At 51.2% G+C, this 15,032-nt stretch carries 12 protein-coding genes; 4 read left to right on the top strand and 8 right to left on the bottom strand.

Going from position 1 to position 15,032, the window contains the following annotated elements; translation table 11 throughout:
- Positions 1 to 2: 2 nt before the first annotated feature.
- The 4 genes from rsmG to TREAZ_RS16020 are packed head-to-tail and all read right to left on the bottom strand — an operon-like array spanning position 3 to position 6,127.
- Complete coding sequence (rsmG, locus tag TREAZ_RS16035) at positions 3 to 680, bottom strand: 16S rRNA (guanine(527)-N(7))-methyltransferase RsmG (protein WP_148257835.1); 678 nt, start codon at positions 678 to 680, stop codon at positions 3 to 5.
- Positions 670 to 2,475 (bottom strand): ABC transporter ATP-binding protein, encoded by a 1,806-nt coding sequence (locus TREAZ_RS16030; protein ID WP_015712949.1) that lies wholly within the window; start codon positions 2,473 to 2,475, stop codon positions 670 to 672. Before TREAZ_RS16030 ends, rsmG begins: the two co-directional genes overlap by 11 nt.
- Complete coding sequence (locus TREAZ_RS16025) at positions 2,465 to 4,240, bottom strand: ABC transporter ATP-binding protein (protein WP_015712948.1); 1,776 nt, start codon at positions 4,238 to 4,240, stop codon at positions 2,465 to 2,467. The genes TREAZ_RS16030 and TREAZ_RS16025 overlap by 11 nt, the downstream gene beginning before the upstream one ends.
- 36 nt (positions 4,241 to 4,276) lie before the next feature.
- On the bottom strand, positions 4,277 to 6,127 hold the full coding sequence (locus tag TREAZ_RS16020) for a methyl-accepting chemotaxis protein (protein WP_015712947.1): 1,851 nt from the start codon (positions 6,125 to 6,127) through the stop codon (positions 4,277 to 4,279).
- Positions 6,128 to 6,372: 245 nt separating this feature from the next.
- On the opposite strand from TREAZ_RS16020, the gene TREAZ_RS16015 reads away from it, so the two are divergent.
- Genes TREAZ_RS16015 through TREAZ_RS16005 form a run of 3 tightly spaced genes read left to right on the top strand, consistent with a single transcriptional unit; the run spans position 6,373 to position 8,700 of the window.
- Entirely contained in the window at positions 6,373 to 7,728 is a 1,356-nt protein-coding gene (locus TREAZ_RS16015; protein WP_148257834.1) for an MATE family efflux transporter, read from the top strand.
- The gene (locus TREAZ_RS16010; protein ID WP_015712944.1) at positions 7,718 to 8,155 is read left to right on the top strand and encodes a MarR family winged helix-turn-helix transcriptional regulator; all 438 of its coding nucleotides are present in this window, start codon (positions 7,718 to 7,720) and stop codon (positions 8,153 to 8,155) included. The genes TREAZ_RS16015 and TREAZ_RS16010 overlap by 11 nt, the downstream gene beginning before the upstream one ends.
- Positions 8,156 to 8,160: 5 nt before the next feature.
- Positions 8,161 to 8,700, top strand: a complete 540-nt coding sequence (locus TREAZ_RS16005; protein WP_015712943.1) for an O-acetyl-ADP-ribose deacetylase — start codon at positions 8,161 to 8,163, stop codon at positions 8,698 to 8,700.
- Between the two features lie 36 nt (positions 8,701 to 8,736).
- On the opposite strand, the gene TREAZ_RS16000 is transcribed toward TREAZ_RS16005, so the two are convergent.
- The 4 genes from TREAZ_RS16000 to TREAZ_RS15985 are packed head-to-tail and all read right to left on the bottom strand — an operon-like array spanning position 8,737 to position 13,783.
- A complete protein-coding gene (locus tag TREAZ_RS16000; protein ID WP_015712942.1) occupies positions 8,737 to 11,421 on the bottom strand; it encodes a polynucleotide kinase-phosphatase in 2,685 nt (894 codons plus the stop codon).
- Positions 11,418 to 12,881: a 3' terminal RNA ribose 2'-O-methyltransferase Hen1 gene (locus tag TREAZ_RS15995; RefSeq protein WP_015712941.1), complete on the bottom strand. Its 1,464-nt coding sequence runs from the start codon at positions 12,879 to 12,881 to the stop codon at positions 11,418 to 11,420. The genes TREAZ_RS16000 and TREAZ_RS15995 overlap by 4 nt, the downstream gene beginning before the upstream one ends.
- Before the next feature lie 55 nt (positions 12,882 to 12,936).
- Positions 12,937 to 13,329: a hypothetical protein gene (locus TREAZ_RS15990; protein ID WP_015712940.1), complete on the bottom strand. Its 393-nt coding sequence runs from the start codon at positions 13,327 to 13,329 to the stop codon at positions 12,937 to 12,939.
- Between the two features lie 49 nt (positions 13,330 to 13,378).
- Positions 13,379 to 13,783, bottom strand: coding sequence for a (deoxy)nucleoside triphosphate pyrophosphohydrolase (locus TREAZ_RS15985; RefSeq protein WP_015712939.1), 405 nt, complete (start codon positions 13,781 to 13,783; stop codon positions 13,379 to 13,381).
- Between the two features lie 66 nt (positions 13,784 to 13,849).
- Between TREAZ_RS15985 and TREAZ_RS15980 the strand changes: the two genes are divergently transcribed.
- Positions 13,850 to 14,938, top strand: coding sequence for a Fic family protein (locus TREAZ_RS15980; protein ID WP_015712938.1), 1,089 nt, complete (start codon positions 13,850 to 13,852; stop codon positions 14,936 to 14,938).
- The last annotated feature ends 94 nt before the right edge of the window (positions 14,939 to 15,032 follow it).

Here is a 15,032-nt window from a genome sequence, read left to right as displayed (position 1 = left end):
TATTAAGCCCTCATCACCACCAATCTCCTCTCCTCCTCAAGAAAAGGCACTTCCAGGGGTATGCTTTCCCAGTTCCCCGCAAGAGCGGGCATCAGTTTTTCCGCCCCTGTCATCTCCTCTTCCACCGCCTGCTGCCTTCCCTTGTAAGCCGCCAGTACGCCGCCGGGCTTGAGGAGGTGGAACAAGCCTTTTAGTATGGGCAGTTCCAGGGGACGGAAGGCGCGGAACACAATAATATCAAAGCGGGCAGGCTCGGCTTTTTCCATTTCTGCTTCTTCTACCGTAACATTGCTCAGTCCCAGTACTGCAATAGCGTCCCGCAAAAAACCTGCCCTGCGGCCCATGCGTTCTATCAGCGTAAATTGTACATTCGGCAGGCAAATAGCCAGCGGAATACCAGGGAGGCCCGCGCCGGAACCGGCATCGGCAATCAACGGAGCAGAAGAAGTACCATTCGGTTTTGGAGTGTTCCTGTTTTTTTCCGCCAGTTTTGAAATTATCCCCGCCGGCGCAAGACTGTCGAGTAAGTGTTTTACTACTAATTCATCCTGGTCTTTGACTTTTACGAGACCGTAGGCGGGATTAAAAAGTTCTATCTCTTCCAGGTATTTGTACAAAAGGGGGAGAAAGTCCCGGCTTAAACCGAGCGCTTCAATCCCCTCTTCAAGTTTACGATTCATACTGCGCGCGGCAAAGCTCATAGTACTGGCCTTTCAGGGCCATAAGTTCATCATGTGAACCGATTTCCATAATACGGCCTTCGTTGACGACCATGATCCTGGTGCAGTCCCGGATTGTAGAAAGCCTGTGGGCAATGATGAATGAGGAGCGGCCCTTCATCAAAACCTTGATGCCTTCCTGTACCAGTTGTTCTGTGCCCGTATCAATACTGCTGGTAGCTTCGTCCAGAATGAGGATGCGCGGATTGGAGATGAGGGTGCGGGTAAAAGCCAAAAGCTGGCGCTCGCCCTGGGATATGCCCCCGCCCCGTTCGGTGATCCTCGTGTTGTAACCGTCGGGGAGCTTGTCAATAAAACTGTCGGCGCCTATGAGTTTTGCTGCGGCCCGTATTTCTTCATCCGTGGCGTCGAGCTTGCCGTAGCGTATGTTGTCGGCAATAGTGCCGGTAAAAAGGAAACTATCCTGGAGCATGATGCCCATCTGGCTGCGGAGGCTTTTCAGGGTTACTTTCATGATATCCTGGCCATCGATGCAGACCTGGCCTTCTTCGATATTGTAGAAGCGTGAGAGGAGGTTCACGATGGTGGTCTTGCCCGCGCCTGTGGGGCCGACAATGGCGATGCTCTCGCCGGGGTGGCCGTCAAAGTCAATGTGGTTAAGCACTTTTCGTGCGCCGTCGTAAGAAAAGCTCACATCCTTGAATTCGACATGGCCCCGGACAAAGGGGAATTCCACAGCCCCCTCGGCGTCCTTGATCTTCACCGGTTCTGCGATGGTATCAAAAATACGATCCAGATAGGACATGGCGGTAATAAAAGTGTTGTAGATATTTGCAAGGTTGATGATGGGCTGCCAGAAGCGCCAGGCATAGTTGCCCATTACCAGGAGCATGCCGAAGCTTGCCATGGGGTGCATCCAGTAAGCGCCCATGATGTACACAAAGGAGAACACGATCTGCGAAATCGTCTCTGTGGAGAACCAGGTAGTATTGGAAATGTACTGGGCCCTCATCCATTCCTTGTTGCGTTCATCGGTGAGCTTTTCCATAGTCGCCATGTTCCTGTCCTGGCGGTCAAAGGCCTGGGTCACTTTTACGCCGTCAATGGATTCCTGGATATAGGCATTGAGGTTGGAGTTCTTGTTCGACACCCGCTGCCATGCCCGTCTCTGAATGGGCTTGATGGTCCAGATAAAGAGGGCAAGCACAGGGAGGCCTATTATCGTTACAGTCGCGAGGCTCGGGCTTACCTTATACATAAAGAAGATGATGAAGATGATATTCAGCACTTCTATGATGAAGTTGATGATGCCGTTGGAAAGTGCGTCGGAAACGCTGTTCACATAGGGCACCACCCGGACAAAGATTTTTCCGTGGGGCCTGGAATCATAAAAAGCGAAGGGCAGCCTCTGGAGATGCACAAAGAGGTCCGACCTGATATCGTGGATGATCCCGGCGCCGGCTTTTGCGACGAGCACGTTCCGCACTGCCCCCAGGGCTATGGACACCAGAATCGAAACGCCCAAAAGGCCCGCCATCTGAAAGAGGAGGGTGTAGTCCTTATTGGGGACTGCCACATCCAAAGCCCGCTGTATAAAGAGGGGCCCTACAAGGCTTGCAAGGTTCCCCGCCACCGAAAGAAGCAGAGCCGTAGTGAGGTGGTTCTTGACCTTCGCAAGATAATCGAAGCAGCGCTTGATATTGAAGAGGCTGACCTTCTCGTCCAGGTATTCGTCTTCGTCGTAACGGTTCTGGCCCTGGGCGGTTTTCTGGGGGTCGAATTTTTTACGCTTCATTGTTTGCCCCCCCGGCTTCGCGGTTCCATCCTGCTTCTGTGCCGGCATTGTATTGGAGGCTCCAGATATAATGGTAGAAACCCTTGTTCTTGAGGAGCTCTTCATGGCGGCCCCGCTCCACGATGCGGCCCTTGTCCATGACAAGAATTTGGTTCGCCCCCCTGAATGACGATATGCGCTGGGCTATGATGATCTTGGTGCAGGGGAAGTCCAGGTTCCGCAGCTGATCCTGTATGTACTGTTCAGTCTCGCTGTCCACCGCCGAAGTGGTGTCGTCAAGAATGAGGATGGCAGGTGAAATTGCCAAAGCCCTGGCAAGGGCAATGCGCTGCTTTTGGCCCCCCGAAAGCCCCGTTCCCCGTTCGCCTACCAGGGTCTCGTAGCCTTTTTCCATCTGCCTGATAAAATGATCGGCGTCCGCCTGGACTGCCCGCCTGACAATCGATTCCTCGTCCAGTTCGGGCCTGCCGTAGGCGATATTGCCCTTGACCGCATCGGAAAAGAGGAACACATCCTGCATGGCAAGCCCTATGTTGCGGCGCAGCGACGAGAGAGTGTACTTCCGCACATCCACCCCGTCCAGCAGCACCTCCCCTGAAGTAGGTTCATAGAAGTGGGTCAGGAGGTTGATGAGCGAAGTCTTGCCCGAGCCGGTGCTGCCCAGGATGCCTATGGTGTCTCCTGGACAGGCTTTAAAGCTCACATCCTTCAGTATGGAATTCCCGTTGATGATGAGGTTCACATCCTTGAATTCTATCCCCCCTGCGGGCCTTTCCTTGAGTTCCAGGGAATCGGGACTGTCATGGTAGCCCTGGGGGGCTTCCACCACTTCCTTCAGCATGGTGGCAGTGGCGTTGTACCGTTCAATATCGGCAAGCAGGGCAGCCATCATCCTTAGGGGCCCTGCCAAAGCCCAGGTAAGGGAAGAGAACGAAAGATACTGGCCTGCGGTCAATTGGCCTCTTATCAGGAAGATCCCCCCGACAACCAGGGTGATGACCAGGAGAAGCTGGCTCAACCCTTCAAGCGCCGGGTTGTAGCGGGCCGCAATGATGGCGTTTTCGCAGCTTACATCCCGGAATTCGGCGTTATGGACTTCAAATTTCCTGATTTCATGATCTTCCCGGGCAAAAGCCTTGACCACCCTGTTGCCGTCGATGTTTTCGGTAACCACAGTCCCCAAATCGGTGAGCTTTTCACGGAGCAGCACGAAGCGGGGCCTGATGATCTTCATGAAACGGTGGCTTATCCAGAGGATAAAGGGGGTAATGGAGGTCAAACAGAGGGCAAGCTGCCAGTTCACAAAGAGCAGGAAGGTGAACGCGGCAGCAAAAAGCACCACCGAGTCCACAAACATAAAGGTCACCCAGGCAACCGTATGGCGCACCCTGTCCAGGTCCTGGGTCATGCGGGTCATGAGGTTGCCTGTAGGGAATTTCCCCAAAAAGCGGAAGTCCTGGCCCTGAACCATCTTGAACATATCATGCCTGAGGATCGTCATGGCTATATTGCTTTCAAACTCGAAGCAGAAATTGTGCATGATGTACCGCAGGCTAAGGCGGGTAACCTGTATGACGAGCATGGTTGCCAGGAGGGGGATGAGGGGCTTGGTATTCCCCGGGGTTATCACATCGTCAATGAGCCGCTGCGAGAGCATGGGGTTGAGGATGATCATCCCCGAGGTGATTGCGGAAAGGAAAAAGCCCGCTGTCAGGCGAGCCCGATTTCCCTTCAAGTAAGTCCAGAGCCAGCTTATCTGGGACATAAACGAAAGCCTTCTTCAAGAATCAATATGATCCCATTAAACCTTAAATTTGGTTACCTCTGCAATCAGGGCCTGGATGCTTTCGCGGTTTTCCAGGCTGATTTTATTCACTTCCTGCACAGCCTGGTTGATTTCCCGCGCCCCCGCAGCCATTTCGTCCATGCCGGTGGTTATCTCGGAAGTGATCATCTCAAGCTTTTTGCTTTCTTCAATGACTTCAGCGCTTTTGGCAAGCATGACAGTGGAGCCCGATTTAACGGATTGGTTCTTGTCGTGGAGGCCGCCGATAGCGTCCAGGATCTGCTTGCTTCCTGCGTTCTGTTCCTCCATGGCGGCCTTTACTTGCTCTTCCTGGTTGGTCACGGTTTTGATGTCCTCTGCCATATTCCCGAATTTGATCAGCACATCATTGGTAGAAACTGTGATCTTCTGTATTGAAGCTTGGATTTTTTTGAGCACCTGGGAAACGGTCTTGGCCTGGACATTGGAACTTTCCGCCAACTTGCGTATCTCGTCGGCCACTACTGCGAAACCCCGGCCCGATTCGCCCGCATGGGCAGCCTCGATGGCTGCGTTCATGGAAAGGAGGTTGGTCTGGCTGGCAATGTTGGCTATCACGGAGTTGATCTCTTTTAAGCCCTCAGAGTTTTTTGCAATTTCCTGGATATCCTGGGATACCTCGATGATGCTAGTGTGGCCATTTTCCGAGGCTGCCGCAAGCTCCTGCACATTATCCATGTTTGTATTCAAAGTCCGGGTAACCGAGGAAATATTGGCAAGCATCTCTTCCACTGCTGCGGAGGAACGTTCAATGTCCCCGGTCTGTCGGCCGATATGCCCATTGAGTTCTTCGATGTTTTTGGTGATCTCTTCCATAGAGGTCGAAGACTGATCCACACTTACCGCCTGATTGACCACCTGGGTTTTCATGCTTTCGGTATTGGAAGTTATTTCGTGTATTGCAGCCGCAGTCTGGTTCATGCTGGATGCCAGACTGGTGCCTATCTCGAGGAGCTTATTGGACTGCGTGACAATTGAACCTACAAGGCTCTTCATGTTTTCCACCATGCGGTTGCTGTAGATGGCCATGTTTCCAAACTCATCATTGCTCTTGATGTCGAGCTTTAGGGTCAGGTTCCCCTCAGAAACCTGCTGGAGCTGTGCCACTATTTTGTTGATGGGATTGACGATAATGCCTTTGAACAGGGACAGGTTGAGTATCACCGAAACTACAAGCAGGATTACGGAAATGATGACTATCTGTATCACTCCTGTCCGGGTCCCGGTATTGATGAGATCCTGCACTTCAGACAATTCAAACCCTATGAAGTATACCCCGATGATATCACCAGCGTTGCCTGTTTCGCCGGTAGTGAAAACCGGATGATAAGCCGCAAGATAGGCTTTGCCCAGGATCGCGGCATTTCCTACATAGGATTCGCCCCGGGTTATGGGTCCATAGGCGGCGCTGCCGGTTCCCAGCATGGTTCCCACAGCCCGCTTCCCGGTATCATCCACTATGCTGGTTGTGATGCGCTTAAAATCGTTTCCTTCTTTTACAAAGATGGTGGCAACCACCCCCAGGTCTTTGGAGATGTCATCAATGAGTTCAGTGCGGCCATCCAGGGGCTTGCCATCGGAGTCGCAGAGCTTTCCGTCCTGCATTCTGAGCCGGCCGTATTCGAGGTCGATCACATCCTGCAGAGCGTTTATATCGCCGGACAGTTTGCTCCGGGCAATCGTAGTCGCAGTTTCGAGGCTTATTTTCTGCAAGTCCCGTATGCTGAAAATCGCCAAAATAATTATGGTTATTAAAACCAAACCTGACGCCACCCCTGCGATTTTGAACAGAATACTGAAGGTCCTCTTTTTTTTCTCTAAAGCCATGAAAATCCCCCTTTTTTGTCCTGAAATCCAATGATAGAACGATTCCATTTAAACGTATAGGGGCAATTTTGCAAGGGGAAGGGCGGTTTTTCGGTCCGTATCGCGCCATGCCGGAAAGACAGAAAAAATGATTTTATCGCCAATGTATCCAGCGAAATCAAGCCCCCCTTGTCATGATGAGCGGCTTATGCTATCTTAAAGTTAATATCTTAACTATTCAAATGTTAATAATTGCGAGGCAAACAATGGCACAGTTGGGCAACAAGAACTTGCATCTAATGGAATCAACTCCGGTTTGGGCCGCCATTATCAGGCTTGCGCTTCCGATGATGTTCAGCATGATCGCCCAGCTGGTCTACAATATGACCGATACGTTTTTTATCGGGCAGACCGGCGACCCGAACATGGTGGCGGGCATTTCGCTGGCAATGCCGCTTTTTATGGTGTCCCAGGGTATCGGGAACATATTCGGCGTGGGGGCGTCAAGTTATATCTCCCGTATGCTCGGCGCGAAGGAAACGGAAACTGCAAAACATACCAACGCGGTATCTTTTTACACGACTATCATGGCAGGCCTTGTTATTACGATTGCGCTGCTTTTGTTCCGTAAGCCGATTTTACACATCATCGGAACGAGTGACGTAACCTTTGCGCACGCGGATAGTTATTTTTCGATTATTTCCGCGTTTATTGTAATTGCGCTGCTCAATATTTCGTTGTCGGGGCAAATCAGGAGCGAAGGCGCCACCGATAAGGCGATGATTGGCACACTCATCGGTATCATCCTCAACATCATTCTTGACCCGGTGTTTATTTTGGGTTTTAACATGGGAACCGCAGGCGCGGCATGGGCCACCGTAATAGGACAGGCCGCTTCACTTGGGTATCTCCTGTGGTGTTTTATGTCCCCCCATACCATGCTTTCGATACATCCCCGCGATTTTAAACCCTCCGGAAAAATATACGGAGAAATTTTCAAAATCGGACTCCCCTCGGCGCTTTCAAATATCGTGATGAGCCTTGCCATGGCGCTGCGGAATCTCATGGCCGCGCGTTACGGAGACATGGTAATTGCCGGCATGGGAGTTACCATACGAGTGGAAAGTTTAAGCTTTATGCTGATAATGGCGCTGGCCATGGGGTACCAGCCCTTTGCGGGATTTAACTACGGGGCTAAAAACTATAAGCGTCTCAAAAAGGGCATGAAAATAACCCTTGTGTATACCACTGCTTTGGCGTTATTCTTTGTCGGCGCCTTTGCCCTGGCGGGGCGGGGCATCATTGCGCTTTTTATCAATGACGCCGAAACAATTGCGGCAGGGGCAAGCTTTTTACACGCTTTTCTGTTCGGGCTTCCTGTTATGGGTATCCAGATGACGATTATGATAACCTTTCAAGCCCTTGGAAAGCCGGTACTGGGGATGATCGTATCGCTGGGAAGACAGTGTTTGTTTTATATCCCCCTTCTGTATGTGCTTAATCATTTTTGGGGGTTCGAGGGTTTCGTGTTTTCACAGCCCATTGCTGATATAGCTACTACCGTGGTTGCGCTTATTTTGGTGTTTGGTCTTTTAAGGGAGCTCAAGCATCATGAAAAATGAACTGCACAATGAATTACTGCATTCCCTTTTCATGTTAAAAAAATTTACCCACACATTCCGTCCCGCTGTTCCTCCCAAAGAAGATGAGATGAGTCTCGTGTCATTTACCCTGCTTTATTATATTAAGGAACACAAAGGGGATTTGAGCGGTGAAAAAATCAGGAACGCACTATCCGTTACCAAACCTGCGGTTTCGCAAATGCTTGCCGTCCTTGAAAAAAAAGGTTTTTTGACCCGTGAAATCAACAAAGAAAACCGGAGATGCATTGTGCTTTCCCTCACCGAAAAAGGAACCCGCTTTATCGAAAAGACAGAGAAGGAAACCGAAAAACGGCTTGCAGGAATTATCAGCCGCTTCGGCAAAAACGAAACACGCAGTCTGATAACGCTCATCAACCGTTTTCTGGCAATCACTGAAGAGAGGTGAATGTAATGGGACTTATCGAAATAATCCGGGGAGACATTACCACGCTTGCTGTAGACGCAATAGTTAACGCCGCCAATTCAGGCCTTTTGGGCGGAGGCGGGGTGGACGGCGCCATCCATGAGGCTGCAGGGCCTGAACTGTTTGAGGAATGTCTTAAAATTGCCAAATCCCGAAAAGATAATCCTGGCGGCCCTTGCCCTGCGGGAGATGCTGTTATTACCGGCGCCGGCCAGCTTCCCTGTAAAAAAGTGATTCATGCCGTTGGGCCTGTGTGGCATGGCGGTACCCGAGGAGAACCGGACTTGCTGGCTTCCTGCTACCGGAAAAGCCTGATCCTCGCAGAAGAGGCGGGACTTTCCAGCATCGCTTTTCCGAATATCAGTACCGGTGTTTTCGGGTACCCCAAAGAACAAGCCGCTGAAATTGCCGTAAACACGATCAAGAGGACCCTGCCCGAAACTCCAGGGATTGCCAGGGTGATTTTTGTCTGCTTTGACGGGGAGAATTATAGGCTGTATCTTGATTTTTTGGGTCCCGTAAAATGATGGAAAATATATATTAGGATACTTTGCTTAGCGCACTTACAGCCGGGGGTCAACTTCCTCATTCTCCAGGGCCAGCACGGCAAATACACATTCATGGATACGGTGCAGGGGTTCCTTTTGAACAAAGCGTTCCAGGGCTTCCATGCCCAGGCTGAACTCATCCAGGGCGAGGCGGCGTTTCTTTCCCAGTGAACGGCTGCGCAAGCGGTTGAGCCGGGCAGGATCGGTGTACTCCGGACCGTAGATGATCCGCAGGTATTCACGGCCCCGGCATTTGACGGCAGGCTGGAGTATGCCGTCCTTGCCCCTGGCGATAAAATCCAGGGGTTTTACCACCATGCCCTCTCCGCCCTTTTCGGTAAGGGCTTGCCACCAGGCTATCCCCGCTTCACGGGAAGCGGAATCGCTCAGATCCACCGCAAGGTGATTGGTGGCAATAAAAAGCGGATCAACGCCGGTCATGTACTCCCGGATCACCTCAAGGTGGCGCAGATGGTTTTCGCTATTCCAGACTTTGCCCTCGGTGGCCAGAATATGGAAAGGGGCGATACGGTAATCGTCAACCGAATTAACCGGCCAGCAGTAACGGCGGTAAGCTTGAGTATAGAGTTCGAGGTATTTTCCCCGTTCCCGGAATTCCTCCAGTACTCCGGCAATGTCCATAGACCGGGGGCCCTGTGCATCGGCGGTTTTGGGCGGCGGATTTGCCGGCGGCAAGTTTGCTAACGGACCCGCCTGATCCGGAGCGGTCTGATTGTGAGCGACAGCCTGTTCCAGGGCCGCGATAGCCTCCCGCAGTCCGCTTCTGCCCGATCTGCCCGCAGGGGCGTATTGTTCTATCAGGAGCTGTCGGGCCTTGGCCGACCAGGGCATGAGCTCGGTATCCAGGCATACCCAGCCGGTAGAAAAGGCATCCCAGAAACCGCTTTTGTCCAAAACATTTGCAAGACGGGAGAGGATGAGAGTCTCCGGGGAAGCTTGAGTGTCAAAGAAATGCCGGCCTGTCCGGGTATAGATAATCCCGGCGGGGGCCTCTGCGGAATTACCGGCAATGCCACTGCCCGTCAAGTCTTCTATGCCGAAGCGCGCCCAGGCAATTTCGGCGTTCCGACAAAGGATCATCACCGCCCGGGAACCCATGTGTTTTTCTTCGCATATCACTTGGGATACACCCTGGGTCAGAAAATAGTCAAAGGCTTCTTCGGGGTATTCAAGGTAGCCTTCACGTTTGCTGGTTCCGCAGGGGGACATGGTGGGGGGAAGGTATATGAGCCACCGGGGGTCTGCGGAAAAGCGGCTCATGATTTCCAGGGTAAGGGAACTGCTCTCGGCGCTGATGGTAACACTTCGGTTGAGCCGGGTGGTGATATGCCGCTTCCCCAGAACATCGCTGATCCGGAGTTCCCCGCTGTTTCCCTCCGCGCCGCCGTCTGCGGATGTATCCGCCATATCCAGTGGTTTTGTCGGAGCGTAGTATTCCTGCAGGGCCTCTACTTCGGCCAATTCCCCTTCGGGGTAACGGTAGGCGCTGAGCTTGCCTCCAAAGACGCAGCCCGTGTCGATGCACACCGTATTGTTCAGGGAACGGACTTCCCTTGAAGGAACATGGCCGTATACCACCAGGGCCCGGCCCCGGTATTCTTCCGCCCAGTTGATCCTGACCGGGAGGCCGAACTCGTCGGTTTCACCGGTGGTTTCCCCGTAAAGGCAGAATTCCCGAACCCTGCCGGAACTGCGACCCTGGAGTTTTTCCGCAAGCCCCGCGTGGGAAACTACCAGCCTTCCCTGATCGAGCACATAGTGGCTCACAAGACCGTCCAGAAAAGCTATTGCCTGTTCGATAAATTCCGGCTGCTCTTTTTCCAGTTCCTCCACCGTAAGCCCAAGACCGTGGGTCAGCTTGACATCCGCCCCCCGGAGTTTCCGCAGCAGCTTTACATCGTGGTTACCGGGAACACAGAGGGCAGTCCCCGCAGACGCCATGTTCATTGCCAGCTTTAACACCGCCGCGTTTTTCGGCCCCCTGTCGCAGAGGTCCCCAAGGAAAATCAGTCTGCGCCCTGCCGGGGGAAGAGCGGTAAAAGCCCCGCGATCCACGGTGTAATCCATTTTTTCGAGGAGGGCGCAGAGTTCGTCGTAACAGCCGTGAACATCCCCGACAATATCAAAGGGGCCCTTTTCGTCCCGCTTGTCGTTCCAGAGCCTGGTTCTGACAATTTCCGCTGTCTCCGCTTCTTCAGGGGTCGAGAGCACATACACATAGCGGAAACCTTCTTTCTGCAAACTCCTGATGCTCCGTTTCAATTCCCGTATATGCCCCCGCACTACATGGGCGCCGAAGTTCCGATCCGTCCGCGCCTTGTTCCGTTCCAGACAGATGGATTCGCCCATATCAAATACAATTGCAGCGGCCAAAAGATTCTGCTCCCTGGCAAGATTGATAAGCGCCTCGCGGGATTTTTTTTGCACATTGGTGGCGTCGATGACCGTGAGCTTCCCCGCGTCAAGACGCTTGCGGGCCACATAGTAGAGGCTGTCGAAAGCCGCAGGGGTGGCGTTCTGATCCGTTTCGTCGTCGGAAACAAGGCCCCGGAAATAATCGGAACTGAGAACTTCCGTCGGCTTAAAATGAGTGCGTGCAAAGGTAGACTTCCCGCTGCCCGATGCGCCCACCAGGGCAACAACACACAGTTCGGGGATAATCAATTGCAAATTTTTCAAGTTTGCTTCCAATTGAAATTCACAGGGTGTATGCATTTGGTGAAAACCCCCATCTGGGTCGGAGCGCCCGCTTCTTCATCTGTTTCGCCGATTTCTTCAATGCGGAAAAGATAACCGTAACGGGCGGCGATCTTTTCCGCCCAAGTGCGGAATTGCGCCCTGTTCCATTCAAAACGGTGGTCGCTGTGGCGCAGCCTTTCGCCGAGGACCGGATAATTTTTGTTGTACTCCCTGTTGGGGGTGGTGATCACCACGGTTTCCGGCGCGGCGCAGGAGAAGATCACCGAAGCACAGGCGTCCAGACGGTTTTCATCCAGATGTTCCATTACTTCCACAAGCGCAAGAGCGTCGTATCCTTCAAAGCGCCTGTCCCGGTAGGTAACGGAACTTTGAAAAAGGCTGAGGCGCTTCTTTTGTCCTTCCGGGAGCGCCGTTGGGAGGCCGCTGTCCGGGGAAACAGCCTGATTTAAGCGTTCCCCTGCCCGTTCCAGCGCCGAACCCGACACATCGGCCCCGGCTATCCTTTCAAAGCATTTTTCCTTCAATAACAAACGGAGCAGGTTCCCCTCCCCGCAGCCCAGATCCAGTACCGACCGGGCGCCGCTTTCCTTGAGTACCTTCAGTACCGCCTCCAGCCGCAGGGTATTCAGGGGGACAAAGGGTTCTGTCCCAAAGGGAACTGCAAGTGTCGGATCAACTGCATCCGCGGAAATATCCCCCGGGCCGCCTTCGCCATTATCCATCCTGTCCAGGGCTATCCGGGTATAGCGTTGCAGCCTGTTGAAGTACCGGCGGGTGATAAGGGCCTTGGCGGGATGATTCTCCAGCCAGCCTTCACCGTGAACAAGGAGTTTGTCCACCTCGTCATCCCCGATCCAGTAATGCTTGCGGAGATCAAATACCGGAATAAGCACATAAAGATGCCTGAGCAGATCCCGCAGCCGCTTCTTCCCCCGGAGACACAGGTTCACATAGCAGCTTTGCCCCCAGAGGGGAAATTCCTCATCCAGTAATTCAGTAGTAAAACTGACTTCATAGCCCAAGGGCTTAAAAATTTTTTCCAGCAGTTCCGTATCCCCCCGGCAGGGGAGCATCGTTACATTCGCTGTCAAATCCAGTTCCGCCTCCGCCAGGTCCGGCCGTTTTTCGCAGCGCCCCGCCAGAGCGGTTCCGTAAGCCCGGGAAATTGCGGTACTCATAAAGGAGGAACTTACATAAGGACGGTCGTTAACATAATCAAAAAGACCGCCTGCCTTGGAGCCAACTTTCCCCCTGGCAAGATCGAGAGGATCAATATCCAGAAGCAGGGCGGCAGTACAGCGATCAGGCAGGACTTCCGGGTAGAACACATGGGCCCTTCCCACTGCAAGGTCTACAGTCTGGGGCCGGTTGGGATTTTTGTGGAGCAGGTAGCCAAGGTCTGCGGCGTTCTCTCCCTGATAGCTTATGGTTAACAGCATAATTACAAAATCATCTTAGGCGTGGCAGGGGCTTTGATCAAGTTCTGCCGATGCCTTAGTCGCTTGGCAGAAATTTTTTAATGACCCCCAGGGGAATGGCGTACAACTTGGAATCTACCTCGACCGTAAAGGGTTCGTTTTTCTTCCGGTTCGAAAAGTCAACGATCTTTCCCCGCTTCCCGCTGTCCAATTCAACGGCAGCTCCGATTATTTTCCCTTCTGCTTTGCGGCCAAAACGCAGCAGATAGCGGAGCGCATTCAGTTCGACTATTGGGTCTACCATCACCTCGCCGTTTACAACGGTTTTTGCGTCCATCCTGCTGGAGAGTATTGCCTCGTTATAGCTGATAGGCCCAAATTCAATCCGCACGCTGTATTTGGATTCAAGTGACTTTACAGCGGCCTCCAGGTCTGCCCGGAATTCGGAAATATTGATTTCGGTTATCATGGATTGAATATAGCATATCAGATAAAAAAGACAAGACGGAAAACACGGTTTATCGCAGATTTTTTATATGCTCTATCAACGGCAGATCCGCAGGAGGGAAGGCATAATTGGGCAGGTCTTCGATCCGTACCCAACGGTATGCGTCATGGACGGTCAGGGTCAGGTTTTCGTCGAGAAGTTCCCCGGAGATTCCCACCAGGTTGATGGCGCCGAAATCATAGGCGTAGGGGCTTTCGATGAGGATTTTGTCTGCCCTGCACCGGACTGCAAATTCTTCCATAATTTCCCTTTCCAGACATTGGAGGATGGTTTCCCCTTCTTCCTGCTTGCCGCCGGGGAATTCCCAGAGTCCCCGAAACGCGGGGTTACGGGTCGTCCGGTTCCGCTGGGCGATTAGCACCTGGCGGTCTTTGATGAAAATTCCGGCGGCGACATTCTGTATGGCATCTTTCATGCTCTATAAAGCCTCTTACCCTATCCTGAATAGTTTGTTATACTTATTCAAGTAAGGATATTAGTTATGGACAATTACAATATACCAGTATTACCGCTTGCCATTGATGTTGAATCAAAAGTAGTTTTAAGAAAAATCGCCTTTGCACGCAGTGCCCTGGCAGAAATGAAAGGAAGCGCTTTAAGTATTCCGAATGAATCTATTCTTATTAGAACCCTCTCATTACAGGAAGCAAAAAGCAGTTCCGAGGTTGAAAATATTATTACCACTCAGGATGATATATTCCAATCAGATTTTTATTCCCAAACATTCAAAACTGTTGCTGCAAAAGAAGTATATAATTATGCCCATGCCCTTACAAGCGGGTTTGATATATTAAAAAAAAGGGGCTTTCTGTCTATAAATCAGATCTTGGATATTCAGGCTATCCTGGTGGAAACTAAAGCAGGATTTCGAAAATTGCCAGGAACGGAACTAAAGAATGAACAAACTGGTACAACTGTTTATACGCCACCTCAAGACTATGATACAATTGTATCGTTAATGAGTAATCTTGAAAAATTTATCAATGACCCTTCAATATCTGATTTAGATCCCCTTATTAAAATGGCAATTATTCATCATCAGTTTGAGAGCATCCATCCTTTTTATGACGGAAACGGGCGTACAGGACGCATAATAAATGTACTTTATTTAGTAAAGGAAGGTCTTCTTGATTTTCCAATTCTCTATTTGAGTCGTTACATCAACCAAAATAAAAGCCTTTATTATAGCCTTCTGCAGAAAGTACGTACGGATAATGCTTGGGAAGAATGGGTGTTATTTATCCTTGATGGCATAGAAAAAACAGCCCTGCAAACAACACAAATTATCAAACAGATAAAAAATCTCATGTTGTCACAAAAACGAAAATTGCGGGGTGAGCTAAAGCGAATCTATAGCCAGGATTTATTGAATAATATATTCAGGCACCCCTATACTAAAATCAAATTTGTAGAAAATGACCTAAAAGTGACCAGAGTGACCGCGGCAAAATATCTTGAGGAGCTGGTACGGATCGGCATATTGGAAAAACAGAAATTATGGAAAGATAATTTTTACATTAATCGGGACTTATACAAGCTTCTTTCAAATGTGCATGATGTGCAGTTGTAATGACTTTATCATGCATAAAATATTAAGAAATCTATACATGATTCAATCCTCATGTATAGATTTTTGACTTAGGGTATACACCGGCGGCGACATT

The sequence above is a fragment of the Leadbettera azotonutricia ZAS-9 genome (assembly GCF_000214355.1).
Taxonomy (GTDB): domain Bacteria; phylum Spirochaetota; class Spirochaetia; order Treponematales; family Breznakiellaceae; genus Leadbettera; species Leadbettera azotonutricia.
This window is presented reverse-complemented; position numbering and strand designations above follow the sequence as displayed.

Excerpts from the sequence above, each read along its gene's own strand:
- rsmG (WP_148257835.1), bottom strand. The coding sequence starts at position 680 with ATGAATCGTAAACTTGAAGAGGGGATTGAAGCGCTCGGTTTAAGCCGG.
- TREAZ_RS16030 (WP_015712949.1), bottom strand. The coding sequence starts at position 2,475 with ATGAAGCGTAAAAAATTCGACCCCCAGAAAACCGCCCAGGGCCAGAAC.
- TREAZ_RS16025 (WP_015712948.1), bottom strand. The coding sequence starts at position 4,240 with ATGTCCCAGATAAGCTGGCTCTGGACTTACTTGAAGGGAAATCGGGCT.
- TREAZ_RS16020 (WP_015712947.1), bottom strand. The coding sequence starts at position 6,127 with ATGGCTTTAGAGAAAAAAAAGAGGACCTTCAGTATTCTGTTCAAAATC.
- TREAZ_RS16015 (WP_148257834.1), top strand. The coding sequence starts at position 6,373 with ATGGCACAGTTGGGCAACAAGAACTTGCATCTAATGGAATCAACTCCG.
- TREAZ_RS16010 (WP_015712944.1), top strand. The coding sequence starts at position 7,718 with ATGAAAAATGAACTGCACAATGAATTACTGCATTCCCTTTTCATGTTA.
- TREAZ_RS16005 (WP_015712943.1), top strand. The coding sequence starts at position 8,161 with ATGGGACTTATCGAAATAATCCGGGGAGACATTACCACGCTTGCTGTA.
- TREAZ_RS15995 (WP_015712941.1), bottom strand. The coding sequence starts at position 12,881 with ATGCTGTTAACCATAAGCTATCAGGGAGAGAACGCCGCAGACCTTGGC.
- TREAZ_RS15990 (WP_015712940.1), bottom strand. The coding sequence starts at position 13,329 with ATGATAACCGAAATCAATATTTCCGAATTCCGGGCAGACCTGGAGGCC.
- TREAZ_RS15985 (WP_015712939.1), bottom strand. The coding sequence starts at position 13,783 with ATGAAAGATGCCATACAGAATGTCGCCGCCGGAATTTTCATCAAAGAC.
- TREAZ_RS15980 (WP_015712938.1), top strand. The coding sequence starts at position 13,850 with ATGGACAATTACAATATACCAGTATTACCGCTTGCCATTGATGTTGAA.